This is a genomic window from Curtobacterium sp. SORGH_AS_0776 (genome assembly GCF_031453355.1).
Lineage (GTDB): Bacteria > Actinomycetota > Actinomycetes > Actinomycetales > Microbacteriaceae > Curtobacterium.
The window spans coordinates 2,609,136-2,627,333 of record NZ_JAVIYU010000001.1; the positions used below are offsets into that span (position 1 = coordinate 2,609,136).

Annotated in this window: 21 protein-coding genes; 14 read left to right on the plus strand and 7 right to left on the minus strand. The window is 72.1% G+C overall.

Annotated features, from left to right (window positions below; translation table 11 throughout):
- The first annotated feature begins 9 nt into the window (after positions 1-9).
- Genes QE359_RS12860 through QE359_RS12880 form a run of 5 tightly spaced genes read left to right on the plus strand, consistent with a single transcriptional unit; the run spans position 10 to position 5,812 of the window.
- Positions 10-1,569, plus strand: coding sequence for an ABC transporter substrate-binding protein (locus tag QE359_RS12860; RefSeq protein WP_071301637.1), 1,560 nt, complete (start codon positions 10-12; stop codon positions 1,567-1,569).
- Positions 1,566-2,549 (plus strand): ABC transporter permease, encoded by a 984-nt coding sequence (locus QE359_RS12865; RefSeq protein ID WP_070418892.1) that lies wholly within the window; start codon positions 1,566-1,568, stop codon positions 2,547-2,549. Before QE359_RS12860 ends, QE359_RS12865 begins: the two co-directional genes overlap by 4 nt.
- Positions 2,546-3,436, plus strand: a complete 891-nt coding sequence (locus QE359_RS12870) for an ABC transporter permease (protein ID WP_309779498.1) — start codon at positions 2,546-2,548, stop codon at positions 3,434-3,436. The genes QE359_RS12865 and QE359_RS12870 overlap by 4 nt, the downstream gene beginning before the upstream one ends.
- Positions 3,433-5,076 carry an ABC transporter ATP-binding protein gene (locus tag QE359_RS12875; protein WP_309779499.1) on the plus strand — a complete coding sequence of 548 codons (1,644 nt, stop codon included), beginning with the start codon at positions 3,433-3,435 and terminating at the stop codon, positions 5,074-5,076. Before QE359_RS12870 ends, QE359_RS12875 begins: the two co-directional genes overlap by 4 nt.
- Positions 5,042-5,812: an SDR family oxidoreductase gene (locus QE359_RS12880; protein ID WP_309779500.1), complete on the plus strand. Its 771-nt coding sequence runs from the start codon at positions 5,042-5,044 to the stop codon at positions 5,810-5,812. The genes QE359_RS12875 and QE359_RS12880 overlap by 35 nt, the downstream gene beginning before the upstream one ends.
- 78 nt (positions 5,813-5,890) lie before the next feature.
- On the opposite strand, the gene QE359_RS12885 is transcribed toward QE359_RS12880, so the two are convergent.
- The 7 genes from QE359_RS12885 to QE359_RS12915 form a co-directional block, all read right to left on the minus strand.
- Positions 5,891-6,277, minus strand: a complete 387-nt coding sequence (locus QE359_RS12885) for a DUF475 domain-containing protein (RefSeq protein ID WP_309779501.1) — start codon at positions 6,275-6,277, stop codon at positions 5,891-5,893.
- On the minus strand, positions 6,216-7,034 hold the full coding sequence (locus QE359_RS12890) for a DUF475 domain-containing protein (RefSeq protein WP_309779502.1): 819 nt from the start codon (positions 7,032-7,034) through the stop codon (positions 6,216-6,218). Before QE359_RS12890 ends, QE359_RS12885 begins: the two co-directional genes overlap by 62 nt.
- Positions 7,035-7,197: 163 nt before the next feature.
- Positions 7,198-8,757: a UDP-N-acetylglucosamine 1-carboxyvinyltransferase gene (locus QE359_RS12895; protein WP_070418895.1), complete on the minus strand. Its 1,560-nt coding sequence runs from the start codon at positions 8,755-8,757 to the stop codon at positions 7,198-7,200.
- Between the two features lie 130 nt (positions 8,758-8,887).
- Positions 8,888-9,685 carry an anti-sigma factor domain-containing protein gene (locus QE359_RS12900; protein WP_309779503.1) on the minus strand — a complete coding sequence of 266 codons (798 nt, stop codon included), beginning with the start codon at positions 9,683-9,685 and terminating at the stop codon, positions 8,888-8,890.
- Positions 9,682-10,227, minus strand: a complete 546-nt coding sequence (locus tag QE359_RS12905) for an RNA polymerase sigma factor (protein ID WP_071294616.1) — start codon at positions 10,225-10,227, stop codon at positions 9,682-9,684. The genes QE359_RS12900 and QE359_RS12905 overlap by 4 nt, the downstream gene beginning before the upstream one ends.
- Positions 10,228-10,295: 68 nt before the next feature.
- Positions 10,296-10,910 (minus strand): sortase domain-bontaining protein, encoded by a 615-nt coding sequence (locus QE359_RS12910; protein WP_309779504.1) that lies wholly within the window; start codon positions 10,908-10,910, stop codon positions 10,296-10,298.
- A 50-nt stretch (positions 10,911-10,960) separates the two neighbouring features.
- Positions 10,961-11,821: a DUF4397 domain-containing protein gene (locus tag QE359_RS12915; RefSeq protein WP_309779505.1), complete on the minus strand. Its 861-nt coding sequence runs from the start codon at positions 11,819-11,821 to the stop codon at positions 10,961-10,963.
- Between the two features lie 264 nt (positions 11,822-12,085).
- Here QE359_RS12915 and QE359_RS12920 point away from each other — a divergent pair, with 264 nt between their 5' ends.
- From QE359_RS12920 to QE359_RS12960, 9 genes are all read left to right on the plus strand, one after another.
- Complete coding sequence (locus tag QE359_RS12920) at positions 12,086-12,391, plus strand: flagellar FlbD family protein (protein ID WP_261647256.1); 306 nt, start codon at positions 12,086-12,088, stop codon at positions 12,389-12,391.
- A gap of 1 nt (position 12,392) precedes the next feature.
- The gene (locus QE359_RS12925) at positions 12,393-13,223 is read left to right on the plus strand and encodes a motility protein A (protein ID WP_071294618.1); all 831 of its coding nucleotides are present in this window, start codon (positions 12,393-12,395) and stop codon (positions 13,221-13,223) included.
- 2 nt (positions 13,224-13,225) lie between these two features.
- Positions 13,226-14,155 carry a flagellar motor protein MotB gene (locus QE359_RS12930; protein ID WP_309779506.1) on the plus strand — a complete coding sequence of 310 codons (930 nt, stop codon included), beginning with the start codon at positions 13,226-13,228 and terminating at the stop codon, positions 14,153-14,155.
- Positions 14,156-14,223: 68 nt separating this feature from the next.
- The gene (locus QE359_RS12935) at positions 14,224-15,102 is read left to right on the plus strand and encodes a flagellar motor switch protein FliM (protein ID WP_083403170.1); all 879 of its coding nucleotides are present in this window, start codon (positions 14,224-14,226) and stop codon (positions 15,100-15,102) included.
- Positions 15,099-15,815 carry a flagellar motor switch protein FliN gene (fliN, locus tag QE359_RS12940; RefSeq protein WP_309779507.1) on the plus strand — a complete coding sequence of 239 codons (717 nt, stop codon included), beginning with the start codon at positions 15,099-15,101 and terminating at the stop codon, positions 15,813-15,815. The genes QE359_RS12935 and fliN overlap by 4 nt, the downstream gene beginning before the upstream one ends.
- A gap of 8 nt (positions 15,816-15,823) precedes the next feature.
- Positions 15,824-16,345: a flagellar biosynthetic protein FliO gene (locus QE359_RS12945; RefSeq protein WP_309779508.1), complete on the plus strand. Its 522-nt coding sequence runs from the start codon at positions 15,824-15,826 to the stop codon at positions 16,343-16,345.
- Positions 16,342-17,163 carry a flagellar type III secretion system pore protein FliP gene (gene fliP / locus QE359_RS12950; RefSeq protein WP_070418904.1) on the plus strand — a complete coding sequence of 274 codons (822 nt, stop codon included), beginning with the start codon at positions 16,342-16,344 and terminating at the stop codon, positions 17,161-17,163. Before QE359_RS12945 ends, fliP begins: the two co-directional genes overlap by 4 nt.
- Entirely contained in the window at positions 17,163-17,438 is a 276-nt protein-coding gene (gene fliQ, locus QE359_RS12955) for a flagellar biosynthesis protein FliQ (protein ID WP_070418905.1), read from the plus strand. The genes fliP and fliQ overlap by 1 nt, the downstream gene beginning before the upstream one ends.
- Positions 17,438-18,196 (plus strand): flagellar biosynthetic protein FliR, encoded by a 759-nt coding sequence (locus tag QE359_RS12960; RefSeq protein ID WP_070418906.1) that lies wholly within the window; start codon positions 17,438-17,440, stop codon positions 18,194-18,196. The genes fliQ and QE359_RS12960 overlap by 1 nt, the downstream gene beginning before the upstream one ends.
- Positions 18,197-18,198 lie beyond the last annotated feature (2 nt).

Sequence of the window (18,198 nt, forward strand, 5' to 3'; positions counted from 1 at the left end):
GAGCCAACCATGACCGTCGACCTCACGTCGCGGCGGCGTCGCCTCAAGCGCCTCGCCCTCGCGGCCACCGCGTCCGCCCTCGCCCTCACCCTCGCCGCGTGCTCGTCCGGCGGCGACGCCTCGTCCGGCTCTTCGGACGCCGGCACCTACACGCTCGGCCTCCAGGAGCCCGACAGCACCATCAACCCCCTCACCACGTCCGACTACAACGCGATGTTCATCGTCGGGCTGGCATCCGAGGGACTCCTCAGTCAGGACGCGCAGGGCAAGCTCGAGGGCCGGCTCGCCGACTCCTGGAAGGCCTCGTCCGACGGGCGCACCTGGACCGTCACCCTGCGCGACGGCCTGAAGTTCTCGGACGGCGCCGCCCTCACGAGCAAGGACGTCGTCGCGACGTTCGACTCGATCATCGGCACGGACAGCCAGTCGCCCGGCAAGTCGAGCTTCGAGGGCATCCTCGGGTCCGTCGCCGCGGACGGCGACTCCGCCGTGGAGTTCACGCTCGACAAGCCCTACGCCGACTTCCCCTACCTGCTCACCGGCTCGAACACGACGATCCAGCCCGCCGGCTTCACGGCGTCGACGAACTGGGCGAAGCAGCCCGTCGGTGCCGGCCAGTTCGTGCTGTCGAAGTACTCCGCCGGCCAGGGCGCGACGTTCACGAAGAACCCCGACTACTGGGACGCGAAGGACGTCGACCTCGAGAAGGTCGACGTGAAGTTCTACGCCGACGACCAGGCACAGCTGCTGGCCTTCCAGAGCGGCGAGATCGACCAGATCGCGTCGAGCCCGACCGCGACCTCGACGCTGCAGGCCTCCGACTACAACGAGACCAAGCCGTACTACAACAAGTTCGACGGCATCTTCCTCGACGTGACCAAGGCGCCGTTCGACGACCCGGACGTCCGCGAGGCGTTCGCCCTGGCGCTCGACCGGAAGGAGATCGTCAAGACGGTCTACGGCGGGAACGCCGAGGTCGGCAACGACACCACGTTCTTCCCGAGTTCCGCGATCCAGCCGAAGGGCCTCGAGCAGCGGTCGCAGGACGCGGCGAAGGTGCGGGAGCTCCTCGGCGGCAAGACCGTGTCGTTCGAGATCACCACGCTCGACGCCGAGAAGGCGCTCGCCCAGGTGGTGCAGCAGCAGCTCGAGGCCGTCGGCGGGTTCGACGTCACGCTCAAGGTGCTCACGAGCGCGCAGTACTACGCCGACGGGGCCGACACGCCGTGGCTCAACGCCCCCGTGACGATCACGAACTGGGCGCAGCGACTGCCGGCCCAGTACGTCGACCTGATCTACCGGTCCGGCGCCGCCTGGAACGCGTCGAAGTACTCGAACCCGGAGCTCGAGACCCTCGTCGACCAGTACGAGTCGACCACGTCGGAGTCCGAGCGGCAGGACCTCGCCGACCGGATCGCGACGATCGAGTGGACGGACCTGCCGGTGATCGTGCCGGCGTTCGCGTCGAGCAGCATCCTGCTGCAGAAGCGCGTGACGGGGACCTTCCGGTCCGGGCAGGACTTCCCGGGCGGGTTCGACTTCCGCGGGATCGGGGTCACCTCGTCATGAGCACCGCGCGCCGCCGTCGTCTGCTGTCCCTCGTCGGCCAGCGGGTCGTCCAGATCCCGCTCGTCCTGGTCGTGGTCTCGATCCTCACGTTCTGGCTGGTCCAGGTCGTCCCGGGGGACCCCGGTCGGAACGCGCTCGGGCAGTACGCGACGGCGGCGCAGGTGCAGGCCTGGAACGTCGACCACGGACTCGACGGCTCCCTCGTGAGCCGGTACCTGCACTGGATCGGCGGGTTCGTGACCGGCGACTGGGGCACGAGCTTCGTGTACTCCGAGCCGGTGCGGGACCTGGTGCTCGGACGGCTCGGCAACTCGCTCCTGCTCGGCGCGTACGCCTTCGTCATCATGGTGCCGGTCGCCCTCGTGCTCGGCGCCGTGCAGGCCTACCGCCAGGGTCGCCGGTCCGACCGTGCCGTGACGGTGGGGCTGCTGACCGTCTCCGCGATCCCGGAGTTCGTGGTCGGGATCGTCCTGCTGCTGGTCTTCGCGGTCTGGCTCCGCGTCGTGCCCGTGCAGGCGTCCGGGGCGCTCGACGCGGGGTTCGGCGAGCGGCTCCGGGTGCTCACCCTGCCGGCGGTCGTGCTGGCCCTGGCGTACCTCGCCGTCCTGACCCGGATGGTGCGGGCCGGCGTCATCGAGACGATCCGGTCGCAGTTCCACCGGACCGCGGTGCTGAAGGGGCTGACGACCGGTCAGATCGTCCGGCGGCACGTCGTCCGCAACGCGCTCATCCCGACGTTCTCGGTGCTCGGGATCTACCTCGGCACCCTGCTCGGCGGGAGCGTGATCGTCGAGACGCTCTTCTCGTACCCGGGGCTCGGCGCGCTGCTCGTGTCGGCCGCCGAGCGGAAGGACGCACTCCTGCTCGAGAGCGGCGTGATGCTCGCCGGAGCGCTGTCCCTCGGCGCGCTGCTGCTCACCGACCTCCTGTTCGTCGTGGTGGACCCCCGGATCCGGTTCGAACGGCGGGTCACCGCATGACCGCCGTCGTCCCCGGAGCCCTCGCCACCGACGCCCCGGTCGTCACCGGGCCGGAGCAGACCGCCGGGTCGCGCCGTGCCCGCCGTGGCTGGCGCGCGCTGCTGGGTCGCCCGACCTTCCTGGTCTCGGTCGCGATCCTCGTCTGGTGGGTCGTCCTCGCCGTCGGGTGGCACGCGCTCGGGTTGCAGCCGTTCGCGAAGACCGGGGAACTCCTGCAGGCGCCGAGTGCGGCGCACTGGTTCGGCACCGACTCGCTCGGGCGCGACGTCTTCGCCCGGGTCGCGGCCGGAGCCCGCCCGGCGCTCGTGATCGGCCCGTTCGGTGCCGCGCTCGCGACCGTCCTCGGGGGCACGCTCGGGCTCGTCGCGGGCTTCCACCGCGGCTGGGTCGACACCGCCCTGATGCGGTTCTTCGACGTGCTCCTCGCGCTGCCGAGCCTCATCTTCCTGGTGGTGCTCGTGGGGGCGTTCGGCGTCTCGACCCCGGCGCTCGTGCTCATCGTCGGCGTGCTCTTCGCACCGGGCATCGCGCGCATCGTCCGTGCCGCGGTGCTCGTCGAGATGGGCAAGTCCTACGTGCAGGCGGCCCGGCTCCAGGGCGAGAGCGCACTCCGGGCGATGCTCACCGAGCTCCTGCCGAACGTCGTCGGGGTGTTCGTCGTGCAGGCCGTCCTGAGCCTCGGTGCCGCCATCTTCATCACCGCGTCGCTGTCCTTCCTCGGCCTCGGGTCGCAACCTCCGGCCGCCGACTGGGGCCTCGACATCAACGCGAACCGCGCCTACCTGCAGGCCGCCTGGTGGACGGTCGTCTTCCCGGGCGTCGCCGTGGCGTCGATCGTCGTCGCCGCGAACCTCATCGCGGACAACCTCAAGGAGGTCGCCGAGTGAGCGAACCGCTGGTCCGGGTCGAGGGACTCACCGTCGCGTACCGCGGCGTCAGGGTCGTCGACGGGGTGTCGTTCACGATCGAGGCGGGCGGGTCGTACGGCCTCGTCGGCGAGTCCGGCTCCGGCAAGAGCACGGTGGCGGGGACCCTCACCGCCTCGCTCGGTCCGGATGCCGACGTCTCGGCGGCGGCGATCGTCGTCGACGGTTCGGACGTCCCCACGCTCCGCCGCGAACGGCTCCGGCGCTTCCGGCGTGACGTGGTCGCGGTCGTGCACCAGGAGCCGGGCCTCGCGCTGAACCCGACGATGCCCGTCGGCCGTCAGGTCGCCGAGGTGCTCCGCGCCACCGGGTCCGGGCGGGCCGAGGCCGAGTCCGGCACGGTCGAGGCGTTCACCCGCGTCGGTCTGCCCGACCCGGACACGATCGGCGTCCGGTACCCGCACGAGCTGTCCGGCGGGCAGCAGCAGCGCGTCGCGATCGCGATGGCCCTGGTGTCCCGGCCGCGGCTGCTCGTGCTCGACGAGCCCACGACCGGCCTCGACAGCACCGTCGAGGCGGGGATCATGGCGCTGATCGACGAACTGCGCGAGGAGACCGGCTTCGCCACGCTCCTCATCAGCCACAACCTGCCGCTCGTCGCCGCGCACTGCGAGCGGGTCGGTGTCCTCCGGCACGGCGTGCTCGTCGAGGAGGGCTCCGCCCGAACGGTGCTCGGTGCGCCGTCCGAGCCGTACACGGTGCAGCTCGTCGAGGCGCTGCCGGACATCACCGCGGGCAAGGCCGCACGCGGCACCACGGAGGACGACGTGCTCGTGTCGGTCCGCGGCCTCCGCAAGGAGTACGACGGTGCGGTCGCCCTCGACGGCATCGACCTCGACCTGCACCGGGGCGAGGTCCTCGGCGTCGTCGGGGAGTCCGGCTCCGGCAAGACCACGTTCGGACGTGCCCTCGCCGGTCTCGTCCGGTACGACGGCACGGTGACCACGGCTGCCTCCGCCGCGGGCGACGGCCCCGGGCGACGGACCCCGCCCGTGCAGGTCGTGTTCCAGAACGCCGACGCCTCGCTCAACCCGAGGCGGACCGTCCGGCAGGTGCTCGGCCGAGCGATCCGACTGCTCGGTGGCGAGGGCAGCGCCGAAGACCTCGCCGCCCGGGTCGGACTCGACGCCGCGGTCCTCGACCGCCGGCCGGCGCAGCTCTCCGGCGGACAGAAGCAGCGCGTCGCCATCGCCCGGGCCTTCGCAGGTCCCGTCCCGTTGGTCGTGTGCGACGAGCCCACCTCGGCGCTCGACGTGTCCGTGCAGGCGCGGATCCTCGACCTCGTCCTCGACCTGCAGCGCACCACCGGGACGACGTGCGTCTTCGTGTCGCACGACCTCGCGGTGGTGCGTCGCGTTGCCGACCGTATCGCGGTCTTCGACGCCGGGCGGATCGTCGACGTCGGTCCGGCCGAGCAGCTGTTCGACGCGGGACGGCACCCGCGCACGCGGGAGCTGGTCGCGGCCGCGTTCGACCTCCGTCGGCGAGCGGGCCTGGTCGCAGCGGCGCCGACGGGATGGTCGACGCATGACGCACGGGGACGGACGTCCGCGGTAGCGTGCCGCCATGAGCGACGACACGACCCCCGCCCGCGCGCGTGACACCCGCATCGCCGTCGTGACCGGCGGCGGCAGCGGGATCGGCCGCTCCGCCGCACTCGCGCTGGCGGGCGACGGGTGGACGGTCGTGGTCGCCGGACGGCGGCGTGGCCCGCTCGACGAGGTCGCGGCCGTCTCGGAGCGCATCGTCCCGGTCGTCGCCGACGTCTCGGTCGAGGCGGACGTCCGACGGCTCTTCGACGAGACCGTCGCACGGTTCGGCCGACTCGACCTCCTGTTCAACAACGCCGGCACCGGGGCGCCGGCGACGCAGTTCGACGAGATCACGCTCGACACCTGGGACGAGGTGCTGGCCGTGACCCTCACGGGTTCGTTCCTCTGCGCCCGCGAGGCGTTCCGGATCATGCGGACCCAGACACCGCAGGGCGGCCGCATCATCAACAACGGCTCGATCTCCGCGCACGCACCGCGTCCGCTCTCCGCGCCCTACACGGTCGCCAAGCACGCGGTGGCCGGCCTGACGAAGCAGCTCCAGCTCGACGGTCGGGCGTTCGGCATCGCCTGCGGGCAGCTCGACATCGGCAACGCAGCCACCACCATGGGGTCGGGCGCGGCGGACGGGACGATGCAGGCGGACGGCTCGATCCGCCCCGAACCGACGATGGACGTCGCCGAGACGGGCCGAGCGGTCGCGTACATGGCCGGGATGCCGGCCGGCACGAACGTGCCGAACCTGACGGTCATGCCGACCGCCATGCCGTTCGTCGGTCGCGGCTGACACCGGACAGGAGGGACGGTGCGGCTCGGCGCGCACCCGGAGTCCTCGACGGCGCGGGTCTGCCGCGGGGCGGACCGTTCAGCCCCGCGCGGCGCGCGCCCCACCGGGCAACGACCGCCGCGCCCGCCGCCACCACGCACCCCACGGCAGCGAGGTCGCGAGCGCCAGGCCGATCACGACGCTGCCGAACCACCCGACGACGACGCCGGGGATCGGCACGAGGAGGCTCGTCCACAGCAGCACCGCGAGGATGCCCAGCACGTACGCCGCCCCCGCCTTGAGGTACCGGAGCCGCTTCAGCCCCGACGCCTCGTCGAGCCGCGAGGTCAGGCGCGCGAGGAACACCGCCCCGACCCCGATCGCGGCGATCGCCACGGCTGCCTGTTCGAGCGCCCCGAGCCCGTCACCGCCGAGCGCGCCGGAGCCGGACAGGCTGTAGACCCCGTCGAGGATCTCGAACAGCATGAACACCACGAGCCCGCGTTCGAAGACGACCGTCGGAGGCGTAGGCGTGGATCCGCCAGGCGCCGCTCCCGGTCCCGATCGACGCCGTGTCGGTCCCGTCCGTGCTCCGGAGCGCCCACGCCGCGATCCGCTTCGATCCGAGGTACGCGCCGATGCCGATCGTCCCGCCGAGGACCACCGGCAGCAGCGTCGGCGGGGACCACCCGGCGTCGACCCCCACGAGCACCGAGGTCAGCAGCACCCCGGTACCGGCGGTGACCAGCGACCAGACGCGAGGCCGGGCGACCCGGGCGAGCCGCGCCTCCAGTCGGCCCAGCCAGGACCGACGCGACGCGCGGTCCGTGTTGAAGAGGTACTCGGCGAACACGAGCCAGATGAACGCGGCGCCGAAGGCGGCGAGGGCCGGCCGCACCTCGGCGAGGTGCGCCGAGAACGACCCCGGTGCGAACACGGCCTCGCCCACCGAGCTCGCCGGGTCGGTCGCGTCGCCGACCGCCACCGCGGCCGGCGGGAGCAGCAGCCGCATCGCGAGGACCCCCGCGACGATGCCGAGCGACAGGAACAGCCGCCGCGCGGGGGAGTGCAGGCGCGACGCGATGCCGGCCATCGGGACCGACGAGTCGGCCGCCATCGCGATCTCGAGGAGCGCGAGCGCGACGAACGCGAGCACGGCGGCCGGACCGAGCGCGAACCACGCCAGGGCGCCGGCTGCGACGGTGGTGAGCAGGGGGACGGTCAGGAGCGATCTCGTGGCCATCAGCCCATCCAGCACCGTCGGCCTGGGCGGGCAGTGGAGCGCTCCTGGGCATCGGCCTGGAGGAACGGCTCGGTTCACCCGGGACGGGTGACGGCCCGTCCCCACTTGCGGGGACGGGCCATCGGGTCACGTCGGCAGGCGGCCGGGTGCGGCCTGCGGTGCGTCAGTCGTGGAACGTCTCGATGGACGCGCCGAGCGAGTTGAGCCGTTCCTGCAGCTGCTCGTAGCCGCGGGCGATGATGCCGACGTTGCGCAGGACGCTCTCGCCCTTGGCCGCGAGCATCGCCAGCAGGATGACCACGGCGGGGCGGAGGGCCGGCGGGCAGCTGACCTCGGCACCCGAGAAGTGCGTCGGGCCGGTCACGTCGAGCCGGTGCGGATCGCGCAGGGTCACGCTCGCGCCCAGGCGGGTGAGGTCGAGCAGGTGGATCGCGCGGCCCTCGTAGACCCAGTCGTGCACGAGCGTGGTGCCCTCCGCCATCGCGGCGATGACCACGAAGAACGGCAGGTTGTCGATGTTCAGGCCGGGGAACGGCATCGCGTGGATCTTGTCGATCGGCGCGTGCAGCTCGGACGGGTGCACCGTGATGTCGACCAGGCGGGTGCGACCGTTCGCGGCGGGGTACTCGTCGGTCACGTCGAAGCGCAGGCCCATCTCGGCCAGGGTCGCGAGCTCGATCTCGAGGAACTCGATCGGTGCGCGCGTGACGGTGAGCGTGGAGTCGGTGACGATGCCGGCGGTCAGCAGGCTCATGGCCTCGACCGGGTCCTCGCTCGGCCAGTAGTCCACGACCTCGTCGATGCGGCTCTTGCCGGTGATCCGGAGCGTGGTGGTGCCGATGCCCTCGATCTCCACGCCGAGGAGCTCGAGGAAGAAGCAGAGGTCCTGCACCATGTAGTTCGGGCTGGCGTTGCGGATGACGGTCTCGCCGTCGCGGGCGGCAGCTGCCAGGATCGCGTTCTCGGTGACGGTGTCGCCGCGCTCGGTGAGGACGACCGACTTCGTCGGGACCTCGGTGTTCGCCACGTCGACCTCGTACCAGCCCGACGTCGCCTCGACGTCGACGCCGAACGGGCGCAGGGCGATGAGGTGCGGCTCGACCGTGCGGGTGCCGAGGTCGCAGCCGCCGGCGTACGGCAGGCGGAAGGACTCGTACCGGCCGCTGAGCGGACCGAGGAACATGAGGACGCTGCGGGTCCGGCGGGCGGCATCGGCGTCGATCGCGTCGAGGCGGAGGTCGGACGGGGCGACGATCTCGAGGGTCTCGCCGTCCTCGGACCAGGTGACGGTCGCACCGAGGCTGCGGAGCACGTCGATGATGCGGTCGACCTCGACGATGCGCGCGACCTTGTGCAGGCGGGTCACACCGCGGTTGAGCAGCGAGGCGCACAGGAGCGCCACGGCGGCGTTCTTGCTCGAGTTCACCGCGATCGAGCCGCTCAGCTTGCGGCCGCCCTGCACGCGGAGGTGGGCACGCTGCGGGGCGCCGCCGATCGAGACGATCTGCTGGTCGAGGGCGTCGCTGATGCGGGTGAGCATCTCGAGGGACAGGTTCTGCCCGCCCTGCTCGATGCGGTTGATGGCGCTCTGGCTCGTGCCGACGCGTTCGGCGAGCTGGGCCTGGGTCATGCTGCGGCCCTTGCGGGCGCCCCGGATGAGGGCGCCGACCTCGCGGAGCGGGGCCGGGGTGGTCGGGGGAGCGACGATGGTGGTGTCGGTCATGAGGGGCACGCTAACACGCTCATGAGATAAATCGCGGGGGACAACGCCCAGACTTCTCAGGATCGAGTCGGGAATACACCGTCTGTGAGAACTTCGTCGTCACCTGTCGTCCAGCGGAGCACGTCCTCGGTCAGGGGCGTGCGAGCCGGCCGCGCACGATCGAGTCGCCCGAGTGTGCCGGGTCGCCGTCGTCCGCCTCAGCCGAGACGTCGACGACCGGGAAGCGTGCGGTGTCCATGCCCGACGGGACCGTGAACCGCCCGCGGTCGCCGTCGAGGAACCCGACGCTGACGAGCCCGTCGAGATCGGAGCGCATCATCCACACCTCGCGCAGGGCACCGGCACCAGTTCGTCCGGTCCCGCCGCGCAGGTCGACCACGAGCGAGAGCCGCCCGTCGCGGTCCCGCTCCAGCTCGGCGGTGCCACCGGCCCCGGACCATCCGGGCAGCGCGTCGAGCTCCGCCCGTGCGAGCACGGTCTCGGACGCCGAGCCGGGGAGCCCGGGCAGGGCACCCGTCGCCACGCCGATCCCGAGCACGATCGCGAACGCCCCGACGACGGCCGCGACGGTCAGGAGGACGCGCCGACGGCGGTGGACGCGGGGGCCACCGGGGGTGACCCGTCCGCGGGGGCGGGTCGTTCCTCCTGGGCGGCCCGTTCCGGAGACCGCGACCGGTGCGGGTGACTCCGCCGGGAGGTCGCGCGGCGGACCGTCCCGGACCTCGGCCGCGATGCGGTCCCAGACCGCCTCCGGGGGCGCGTCGAGCCGGACGTGGGAGGACGACCGCGTCACGGCGGCGACGCGCTGCAGGTCCGCGACCTCGTCACGGCACCGGGCGCAGGCAGCGAGGTGCTCCGTCACGGCGTCGTCGGCCACGACACCGGAGACCGCGAGCATGGCGAGCGTCTCGTCGTCGACGTGCTTCATTCGATCACCTCGAGACGTGTTCGGAGCCGAGCCAGACTTCGGTGGATGTGACTCTTGACGGTGCCGAGGGGGAGTCCGAGCCGCTCGGCGATCTCACGATGGCTCAGCTCGTCGTAGAACGCCAAGCGCATGACCCGGCGTGGTACGTCGTCCAGCCGGTCGAGCTCGCCCGCGACCAGTGCGCGTTCGGCCAGGTCGAACTCGGACTCCGGTGCCGCCGCGGTCTCCTCGACGACGGTCGGGTCTGTGGTCCTGGCGTGCCGTGTCCGTTCCGCGAAGGCGTCTGCGATGCAGTTCCGGGTGATCCCGACGAGCCAGGCGCCGAGCGGGGCCCGCTCCGGGTCGTAGCTGGCACTCCGGCGCCAGGCCTTCACGAAGACCTGTTGCGTCACGTCCTCGGCCGCCGACTGGTCGCCCAGCGCGCGGAGCGCCAACGAGTAGACGAGCGGGGACCACCGGTCGTAGACGGCGCGCAGGGCGTCCTCGCTCCCGGCGCTGAACGCGTCGGAGAGCTCGCTGTCGTCCGGGAGGGTGGTCGTCACTGGATCCTGTCGCTGGCGTGGTCGTCGTCGACCGTGACCCGATCGTACGGCGGACGTGATCGGTCCGGTCAGGCGGGCGTCGCGCTGATGATGAGGTTGCTCTCGTAGTGGTGGGTGGACTCGTCGAACACGCCGCCGCAGGAGACCAGGACGAGCCGTCGCGGCCCGTCGGTCCGGAAGACCGAGGCCCACGGGAGGCCGCGTTTGGCGACGAGGGCGACCGAGTCGATCCGCCACCGGGTCCGGTCACCCGCAGTGTCGGTCAGGACGACGGTCGTGCCGGCGGGGACGTCCCGGAGGTGGGCGAACGGCCCGACGCCGTAGCCGACGGCGTCGACGTGGGCGGCGATCACGACGGTCCCCGTGGTCGACGCCGGTGCTGCGCCGTACCGGTACCAGCCGGCGACGGCCGGATCGGGCGGCAGGGACATCGCGCCCTTGTCGTCGACGCCCTCGGGACGGACCTCGGCCCGCACGCCGGCCCAGTCGACGGCGATCCGGGACGGAGCGGCGACCCGGACGGCCGGCGGGACCGTGGCGCGGACCTGCGGCACCGCGGTCGAGAACGCCGACGGCACCGGGGTCGGCGTCGACGACGGACCGGTGACGATCGCGGTCGAGGGGTGCCCGTCGGGGGTGGGGGAGCCGCCCGACGAGCACCCGGTCAGGATGGTCGCGGCCACCGCGGCGACGACGAGCGCCGCCGCGGTGGTCCGGACCGGGGACGGCGCGGTCAGTGACCCGAGTCCTGCCGCTGGTCCCCGGTCACGGTGCGGCGGCGGCGGAGCACCACCGCGCCGATCGCGACCGCGGCCGCGAGGGCTGCTGTCGTCCCGCCGACGATCCCGACGGTGTCGGTCCGGTTCGTCGCGACGAGTCCGGCGTTGCCCGCGGGGACCCCGTTCGGCGTGCCGCCGAGGTCCGAGATCGTCTGGGTGGCGAGCGCCAGGTTCTGGTCGTCCAGGCTGCCCCAGGCGTACACGATCGTGTCGGCGCCGGCGGTGACCGCGACGTCGGCCGGACCGATCACCGGGTCGGTCGTGCCGGTGGCGGCGACGGATGCCGAGACGGTGCCGGCGGGGAGCTCGAGTGCCTGCTCGTCCGGGTTCGACAGGTTGCTGACGACGGCCTTGCCACCGGCGAGCACGTCGACCGCGGGAGCGGCGGCGACGTGCCGGACGATCAGGCGTCCCTGCCCGGCCGGGGTGGCCGAGACATCGTTGGTGAAGAGCGTGGCGGTGGGCTTGCCGCTGGTGTCGTCGTGCGCGACGGCGGTGTAGTTCCCGCCGGCGTCGAGCGTGACGTCCACGGGGCCGATGACCGGCTTCGACGCATCGGCTGCGTCCGACGCGGTGATCGCGAGCTGGTGCGCGCCCGCCGGGACCATCATCGGGCCGGCGAGGGTCCCCGGCGTGAAGTCGTCGAGGGCGCGCTTCCCGTCCAGGTAGACGTCGACCGTGACGTCCGGGACGGCGTGCAGGACGGAGAGCGTCGCGTCCCCGGTCGCGGCGGAGGCGGTGGCTGCCGGGACCGCGGCCGCAGCGGCGGCGAGCAGCACACCGGCGGCGAGGCCGGTGGCGAGTGTCTTGCGCATGTCGGGTCTCCTTCTGGCCCCTTCGGGCCGGTACGGACGACGTCGTCGTCGACGTCACACCGGCACTACCGGTGGACGGGGCCGATCGGATGCACCCGATCCGGAATCCGGTGTCGGGGTCACGCCGGCCACGCCGGCCACGTCGAACGACCGGTCACGCCTAACGACCGGCCCCGGCCCGCCGATAGTCCTCGGTGCAGCCCACGGACGGGCAGCATCCCGCCCCACGGACGGCGGCGGGACGATCGAGAACCAGGACGGGCCATGATCGTCGTCACACGACTCAACGGCAGCGGATTCGCTGTCAACCCCGATCTCGTGGAGCGCATCCAGGAGACGCCGGACACGACGCTCATCATGGTCGACGGCGCCAAGTACATCGTCCGCGAGTCCCTGGCCGACGTCATCGACCTGATCGCCGCGTACCGGGCACGCATCGTCGGCATGGCCTACGGCACGGACACCGCCGCACGGGACGCCACCGGCCCGCAGCCGACGCTGGCACCGGTCGCCCCGATCCACGCCGTGTCCACCGACCGGGCACCCCGCACGCAGGACGGGGGTCGCTGACGTGGACATCGCGACGATCATCGGGATCCTGCTCGCCTTCGGCGCCCTGTTCGGCATGGTCGAGATGGAGCACGTCGAGCTCGCCGGGCTGTTCCTGCCGGCCCCGATGCTGCTCGTGTTCGGCGCCACGATCGGTTGCGGCATCGCGAGCACGACCCTCAAGGACGCCATCGCCAGCTTCAAGGCCGTGCCGAAGGCGTTCACCGGCAAGGTCACCCCGCCGCAGTCGGTCATCGACGACGTGGTCGGGCTCGCCGAGACGGCCCGTGCGAACGGTCTGCTCGCGCTCGAGCAGGAGGCCGACAAGCACGACGACCCGTTCATGAAGAAGGCGCTGCAGAACATCGCGGACGGCACGGACGGCGACGAGCTGCGGATCCTGCTCGAGGACGAGATCGAGTCGAACGCCGCCCCGGTCCGGTCGGCCAGCTCGTTCTTCATGGGCCTCGGCGGCTTCGCCCCGACCGTCGGCATCATCGGCACCGTGGTGTCACTGACCCACGTCCTCGCGAACCTCGGCAAGCCCGACGAGCTCGGTCCGCTCATCGCGAGCGCGTTCGTCGCGACGCTCTGGGGCCTGCTCACCGCCAACTTCCTGTGGCTGCCGATCGGCGGCAAGCTCCGCAAGCTCGCGCAGCTCGAGGCCGACCGCCAGACGCTGCTCATGGAGGGGCTCCTCGCGGTGCAGGCCGGCAGCCAGCCGCGCCTGCTCGGCGAGCGCCTGACCGCCATGGTCCCGCCCGCGGCGCGCGGTGGGGACGCCAAGGGCGGCAAGGCGAAGGCCGGCAAGGGCAGCGACGCGGACGCCGACGACCAGCAGCTGGCGGCCTGACGATGAGCGCCAACCCCCGCGGGCGCGGTCGCGGACGCGCGAAGAAGTCGCACGACGAGGCCGAGCACCCCGACGAGCGCTGGATGGCCTCGTACATGGACATGATCACCGTGCTGATGTGCATGTTCCTCGTGCTCTTCGCGATGTCCACGGTCGACCAGCAGAAGTACATCCAGCTGAAGAACTCGCTCGCCACGGGCTTCGGCGAGGTGAAGTCGCAGAAGATCGACACCGCGTCGGGCACGGTCGTGACGAAGGACGAGGTCGAGGACGGCTCCGGGTACTCCGTCGACAAGTCCCAGGCGGACCACTCGACCGCGTCGTCCGGCACGAAGGACACCAACGTCGACCCGGCCTCCACCGTGGTGCCGACGACCGCGACGAAGGCCGACGTCGCCGCGGCGAAGAAGGAGCTCGACGACCTGCAGGCCATCGAGCAGGCGATCAAGGCGAACCTCGCGAAGGCCGGCCAGACGTCGAACGTGCAGTTCACGGTCGACGCCCGCGGGCTCACGGTCCGGCTCGTCGGCAGCGAGACGTACTTCACCACGAACAGCGCCGACCTGTCCGACCAGGCGAAGCGGATCATGGACGCCATCGCCCCGGTCCTGAAGACCGGCGGCCACGACGTCAGCGTCGAGGGCCACGCCGACCAGCGGAACTCCACCGCGCCGTACGCGACGAACTGGGAGCTGAGCGCCGCCCGCGCGACCGGGGTGCTCCGCGACCTCGTGGAACGCGGCGGGATGCCGGCCCAGCACATCCAGAGCGTCGGGTTCGGGTCGAGCCGTCCGCTGGCGAAGGGCGGGACGGACGCCGACCTCACGCTCAACCGGCGGGTCGACATCGTGGTGCTGTCGAACCAGGACCAGGACGTCAGCGCGCTGATGCCGGCCCTGGCGAAGGCGCAGGACGGGGCACGAGCCGGCTGAGCGCACCACCGCCCCAGAACGGGGCACAGCACTGACGGGACGTCCCCGGCGGACCGATAGACGCACCCGTGACCGAGACCCTGCCAGCGCCCGAGGTGTACGACTTCGCGCGCCCGTCGACGCTCGCCCGCGAGCACGCCCGGGTCCTCGAGCTCGCCTTCGAGACCTTCGCGCGCCAGTGGGGCACCCAGCTGACGGCGAAGGTCCGCGCGGTGAGCCAGGTCACGTGCGAGCAGGTCCAGATGACGACGTACGACGAGTACGCCGCCTCGCTGCCCGCACTCACCGGCATGGTGCTGCTCCCGATCGCGGACGTCGTCCCGAAGGGCGTGCTGCAGGTCCCGCTCGACGCCGCGCTCACCTGGGTCTCGCACGCGCTCGGCGCCTCGAAGCCGCTCCCGACGCCGGACCGGACGTTCACCCCGATCGAGCAGGCGCTCGTCCGCAAGATCGTCGAGGACGCCCTCGACGACCTGCGCTACTCGTTCGGCGGCCTGCTCGCGCACGACGTCACCGCCGGCGGCTTCCAGTTCAACTCGCAGTTCGCCCAGGCCGCCCAGAAGGGCGACCTCATGATCGTCGCCTCGTTCACGATCCGCGTGGGGGAGCGCGTCGCCCCCGGCACGCTCGCGCTGCCGGCCGACGCCGTCCTGCCGCAGCTCGGCGAGGCCGCCGCCCACGTCACCCCCGCCGACGCCCGCGCCCTCGTCGACGCGCAGCTCGCCGGCGTCCCGGTCGGCGTCAGCCTGCGGTTCGCCCCGGCGACGGTGCTGCCGTCGCAGGTCCTGCGCCTCGCCGTCGGCGACGTGCTGCCGCTGCCGCACCCGCAGCACCGCCCCCTCACCATCGCGGTCGACGGCGAGCCCGTCGGCACCGCCGCCGTCGGCGCGAACGGCTCGCGCCTCGCCGGCATCGTCGTCACCACCACATCGGAGCAGCCCGCATGACCGTCACGACCACCCTCCACACGCAGGCGGCCGAGGCACTCGCCGCGCAGCTCCCGACGGCCGCTCCGCTCGCAGCGGTGGCGGTCCCGGGAGGCGCGACCCCCGTCGCCCTCGAGGCGGCCGGTGACGCGGTGGTCGCGTCCTTCGTCGGCGGCCTGTCGGCCGACCTCGTCCTCGTGCTCACCGACCTCGAGGCCGTCGTCGCCGCGGGCGGCACCGACCACGGGATCGTCGACGTGACCGACGTGCTCCGTCCGTCCCTCGAGGCCGCCGCCGGTGTCCTCGGCGTCGGCGTCCTCGGCGAGGCTCGGCGCGAGTCGGCCTCGGCGCTCCTGGCCGACCCGGACGCGGTCGTGTTCGAGCTGACCGCTGGCGGCGTCCCCGGCGGCTGGTTCGCGCTGCGCGTCCGCGAGAACGGCACCGTGTCCGCACCGGCCGCCGCGGCACCGACGACGAGCCTGCCCGCCGGGAACCTCGGCCGGATCAACAACGTCGAGATGACCCTGACCGTCGAGATCGGCCGCACCCGGATGTCCGTGCGCGACGTGCTCGGCATGGAGCCCGGCGCGGTCGTCGAACTCGACCGCAGCGCCGGAGCCCCGGCCGACGTCCTGCTCAACGGCCGGCTCATCGCGCACGGCGAGGTCGTCGTCGTCGACCAGGACTACGCGGTCCGGATCACGAAGATCCTCGACGTCGCCGAGAGCGTCTGAGCCCCGACGTGGACACCGCCGTCATCGTCCTCCGCGTCGCGCTCTCGCTCGGCGTCGTGCTCGCCCTGATGTGGGTGCTGCACCGTCGCGTCGCGAAGAGCGGCCTGGGTGCGGGCAAGGCCAAGGGCCGCCGCTCGGCGTCGGTCGAGGTCGTCGGCCGCCAGGGCATCGGCGGCAAGGCGAGCGTCGTCGTCGTCGACGTCGAGGGCGAGCGCCTCGTGCTCGGTGTCTCCGAGCACGGTGTCGCCCTGCTCACCAGCGGACAGGCGCCGGCGCCGGAACTCACGATCGTGACCGGGCCGGTGACGCTGCCGGTGCGTCCGACCCCGTCGGCCGACGCGTTCTCTCGGGAACTGCAGCGACAGGACCAGACCGAGCCGTCCCTCCAGGACCACCTACCCATGCGTCCCCGCAACCGCCGCTCGCAGCGCACCACGCTGCCCACGGCGCAGCAGCTGCAGGGGTCGATCCTGTCCGCCGACACCTGGCGGCAGGCCGCCTCGGCGCTCCGGAACCGGCGGGCCGGGTGACCGCGGCCCGCACCGGACGCCTGATCGCCCTCCTCCTGCTGGGGGTGACGATCGTCGCCGGCTTCCTCATGCTCACGGCGACCGGCGCCCACGCGGCCGGCGTCGTGCAGCCGACCGCTCCCGCCACGCCGACGCCGCCGTCGACCGGTGACTTCAGCGTCAGCGTGAACGGCCCGGACGGCACCCCGTCGTCCGCCGTCGTCACCCTGATCGGGATCACCCTGCTCAGCGTCGCACCGGCCCTCATGCTGATGATGACGTCGTTCACGAAGATCTTCGTGGTGCTCGCGATGACGCGGAACGCCCTCGCACTGCAGTCCATCCCGCCGAACCAGGTGCTGGCAGGGCTCGCGCTGTTCCTGTCGCTCTTCGTGATGGCACCGGTCCTCGGGCACATCAACGACGACGCCCTGCAGCCGTACCTCGCCGGCCACCTCGACTTCACCCAGGCGGTCGAGATCGGGACGAAGCCACTGCGGACCTTCATGCTGCACCAGACGCGTGAGGAGGACGTGGCGCTCATCACCCGTGCCGCCGGTCAGGACAACCCGAAGTCGATGGCCGACGTGCCGATGACGACGGTGATCCCCGCGTTCGTGATCTCCGAGCTCCGCAGCGCCTTCATCATCGGGTTCGTCATCTTCATCCCGTTCCTGGTGATCGACCTCGTCGTCTCCGCGGCGCTCATGTCGATGGGCATGATGATGCTCCCGCCGGTCATGATCTCGCTCCCGTTCAAGATCCTGCTGTTCGTCCTCGTCGACGGGTGGGGGCTCATCATCAAGTCCCTCATCGAGAGCTACCAGGTGGTGCACTGATGAACCAGCAGGCCGTCATCGACCTCACGCTCCAGGCGCTCCTGGTGTCGGCGAAGCTCGCCGCGCCCGTGCTCGTGACGTCGCTCGTCGTGGGCTTCGCGATCTCGCTGTTCCAGTCGGTCACGCAGATCCAGGAGGTCACGCTCTCCTTCGTGCCGAAGGCCGTCGCCGTCGCGATCGCCCTGGTCGTCTGCGGCAACTGGATGATCTCGGAGATGGTCGGGTTCACGCACGTCGCGTTCGACATGATCCCGAAGCTCTTGGGAACGGCCTGATGGAGCTGTCGATCGACGGCGACCGCCTCGAGGCGACGATGCTCGCCGGCGTCCGCCTCGTCGCGTTCTTCGTCATCGCGCCGCCGTTCTCGTACCGCGCGTTCCCCGCGACGGTGAAGGTGATCCTCGGCATCGGGCTGGCGATCGGCGTCGCCCCGCGCGTCGCGGTCGGCTACGAGTCGCTCGACACCGGACCGTTCCTGCTCGCGCTCCTGACGCAGCTCCTCGTCGGACTCGCCCTCGGGTTCCTCGTGTTCCTCGTGTTCGCCGCCGTGCAGTCGGCCGGTGCGCTCATCGACCTGTTCGGCGGGTTCACGCTGGCGCAGGCCTTCGACCCGCAGTCGCAGGTGAACGGCGCCCAGTTCACGCGGCTGTTCCAGATGGCGGCGCTCGCGCTGCTGTTCGCCTCGGGCGGGTACCAGCTCATCGTCGCCGGACTCGTGCGCTCCTTCGACGCGGTGCCCCTGACCGGCACGTTCGACCTCGGCGGCCTGGCGTCCGTGCTCGTCACCGCGCTCACGCAGATGTTCCTGTCCTCGCTGCAGATCGCCGGGCCCCTCGTGGTGGTGCTCTTCCTCGCCGACGTCGGCCTCGGCCTGCTCACGCGCGTGGCCCCGGCGCTCAACGCCTTCCAGATGGGCTTCCCGATCAAGATCGGGCTGACCGTCGTCTTCGCCGGCGCGCTCTTCATGGCCCTGCCGTCCGTCGTCTCGTCCCTCACCGGCGACGCGGTGGCCGCGATCACGGGACGGGGGTGACG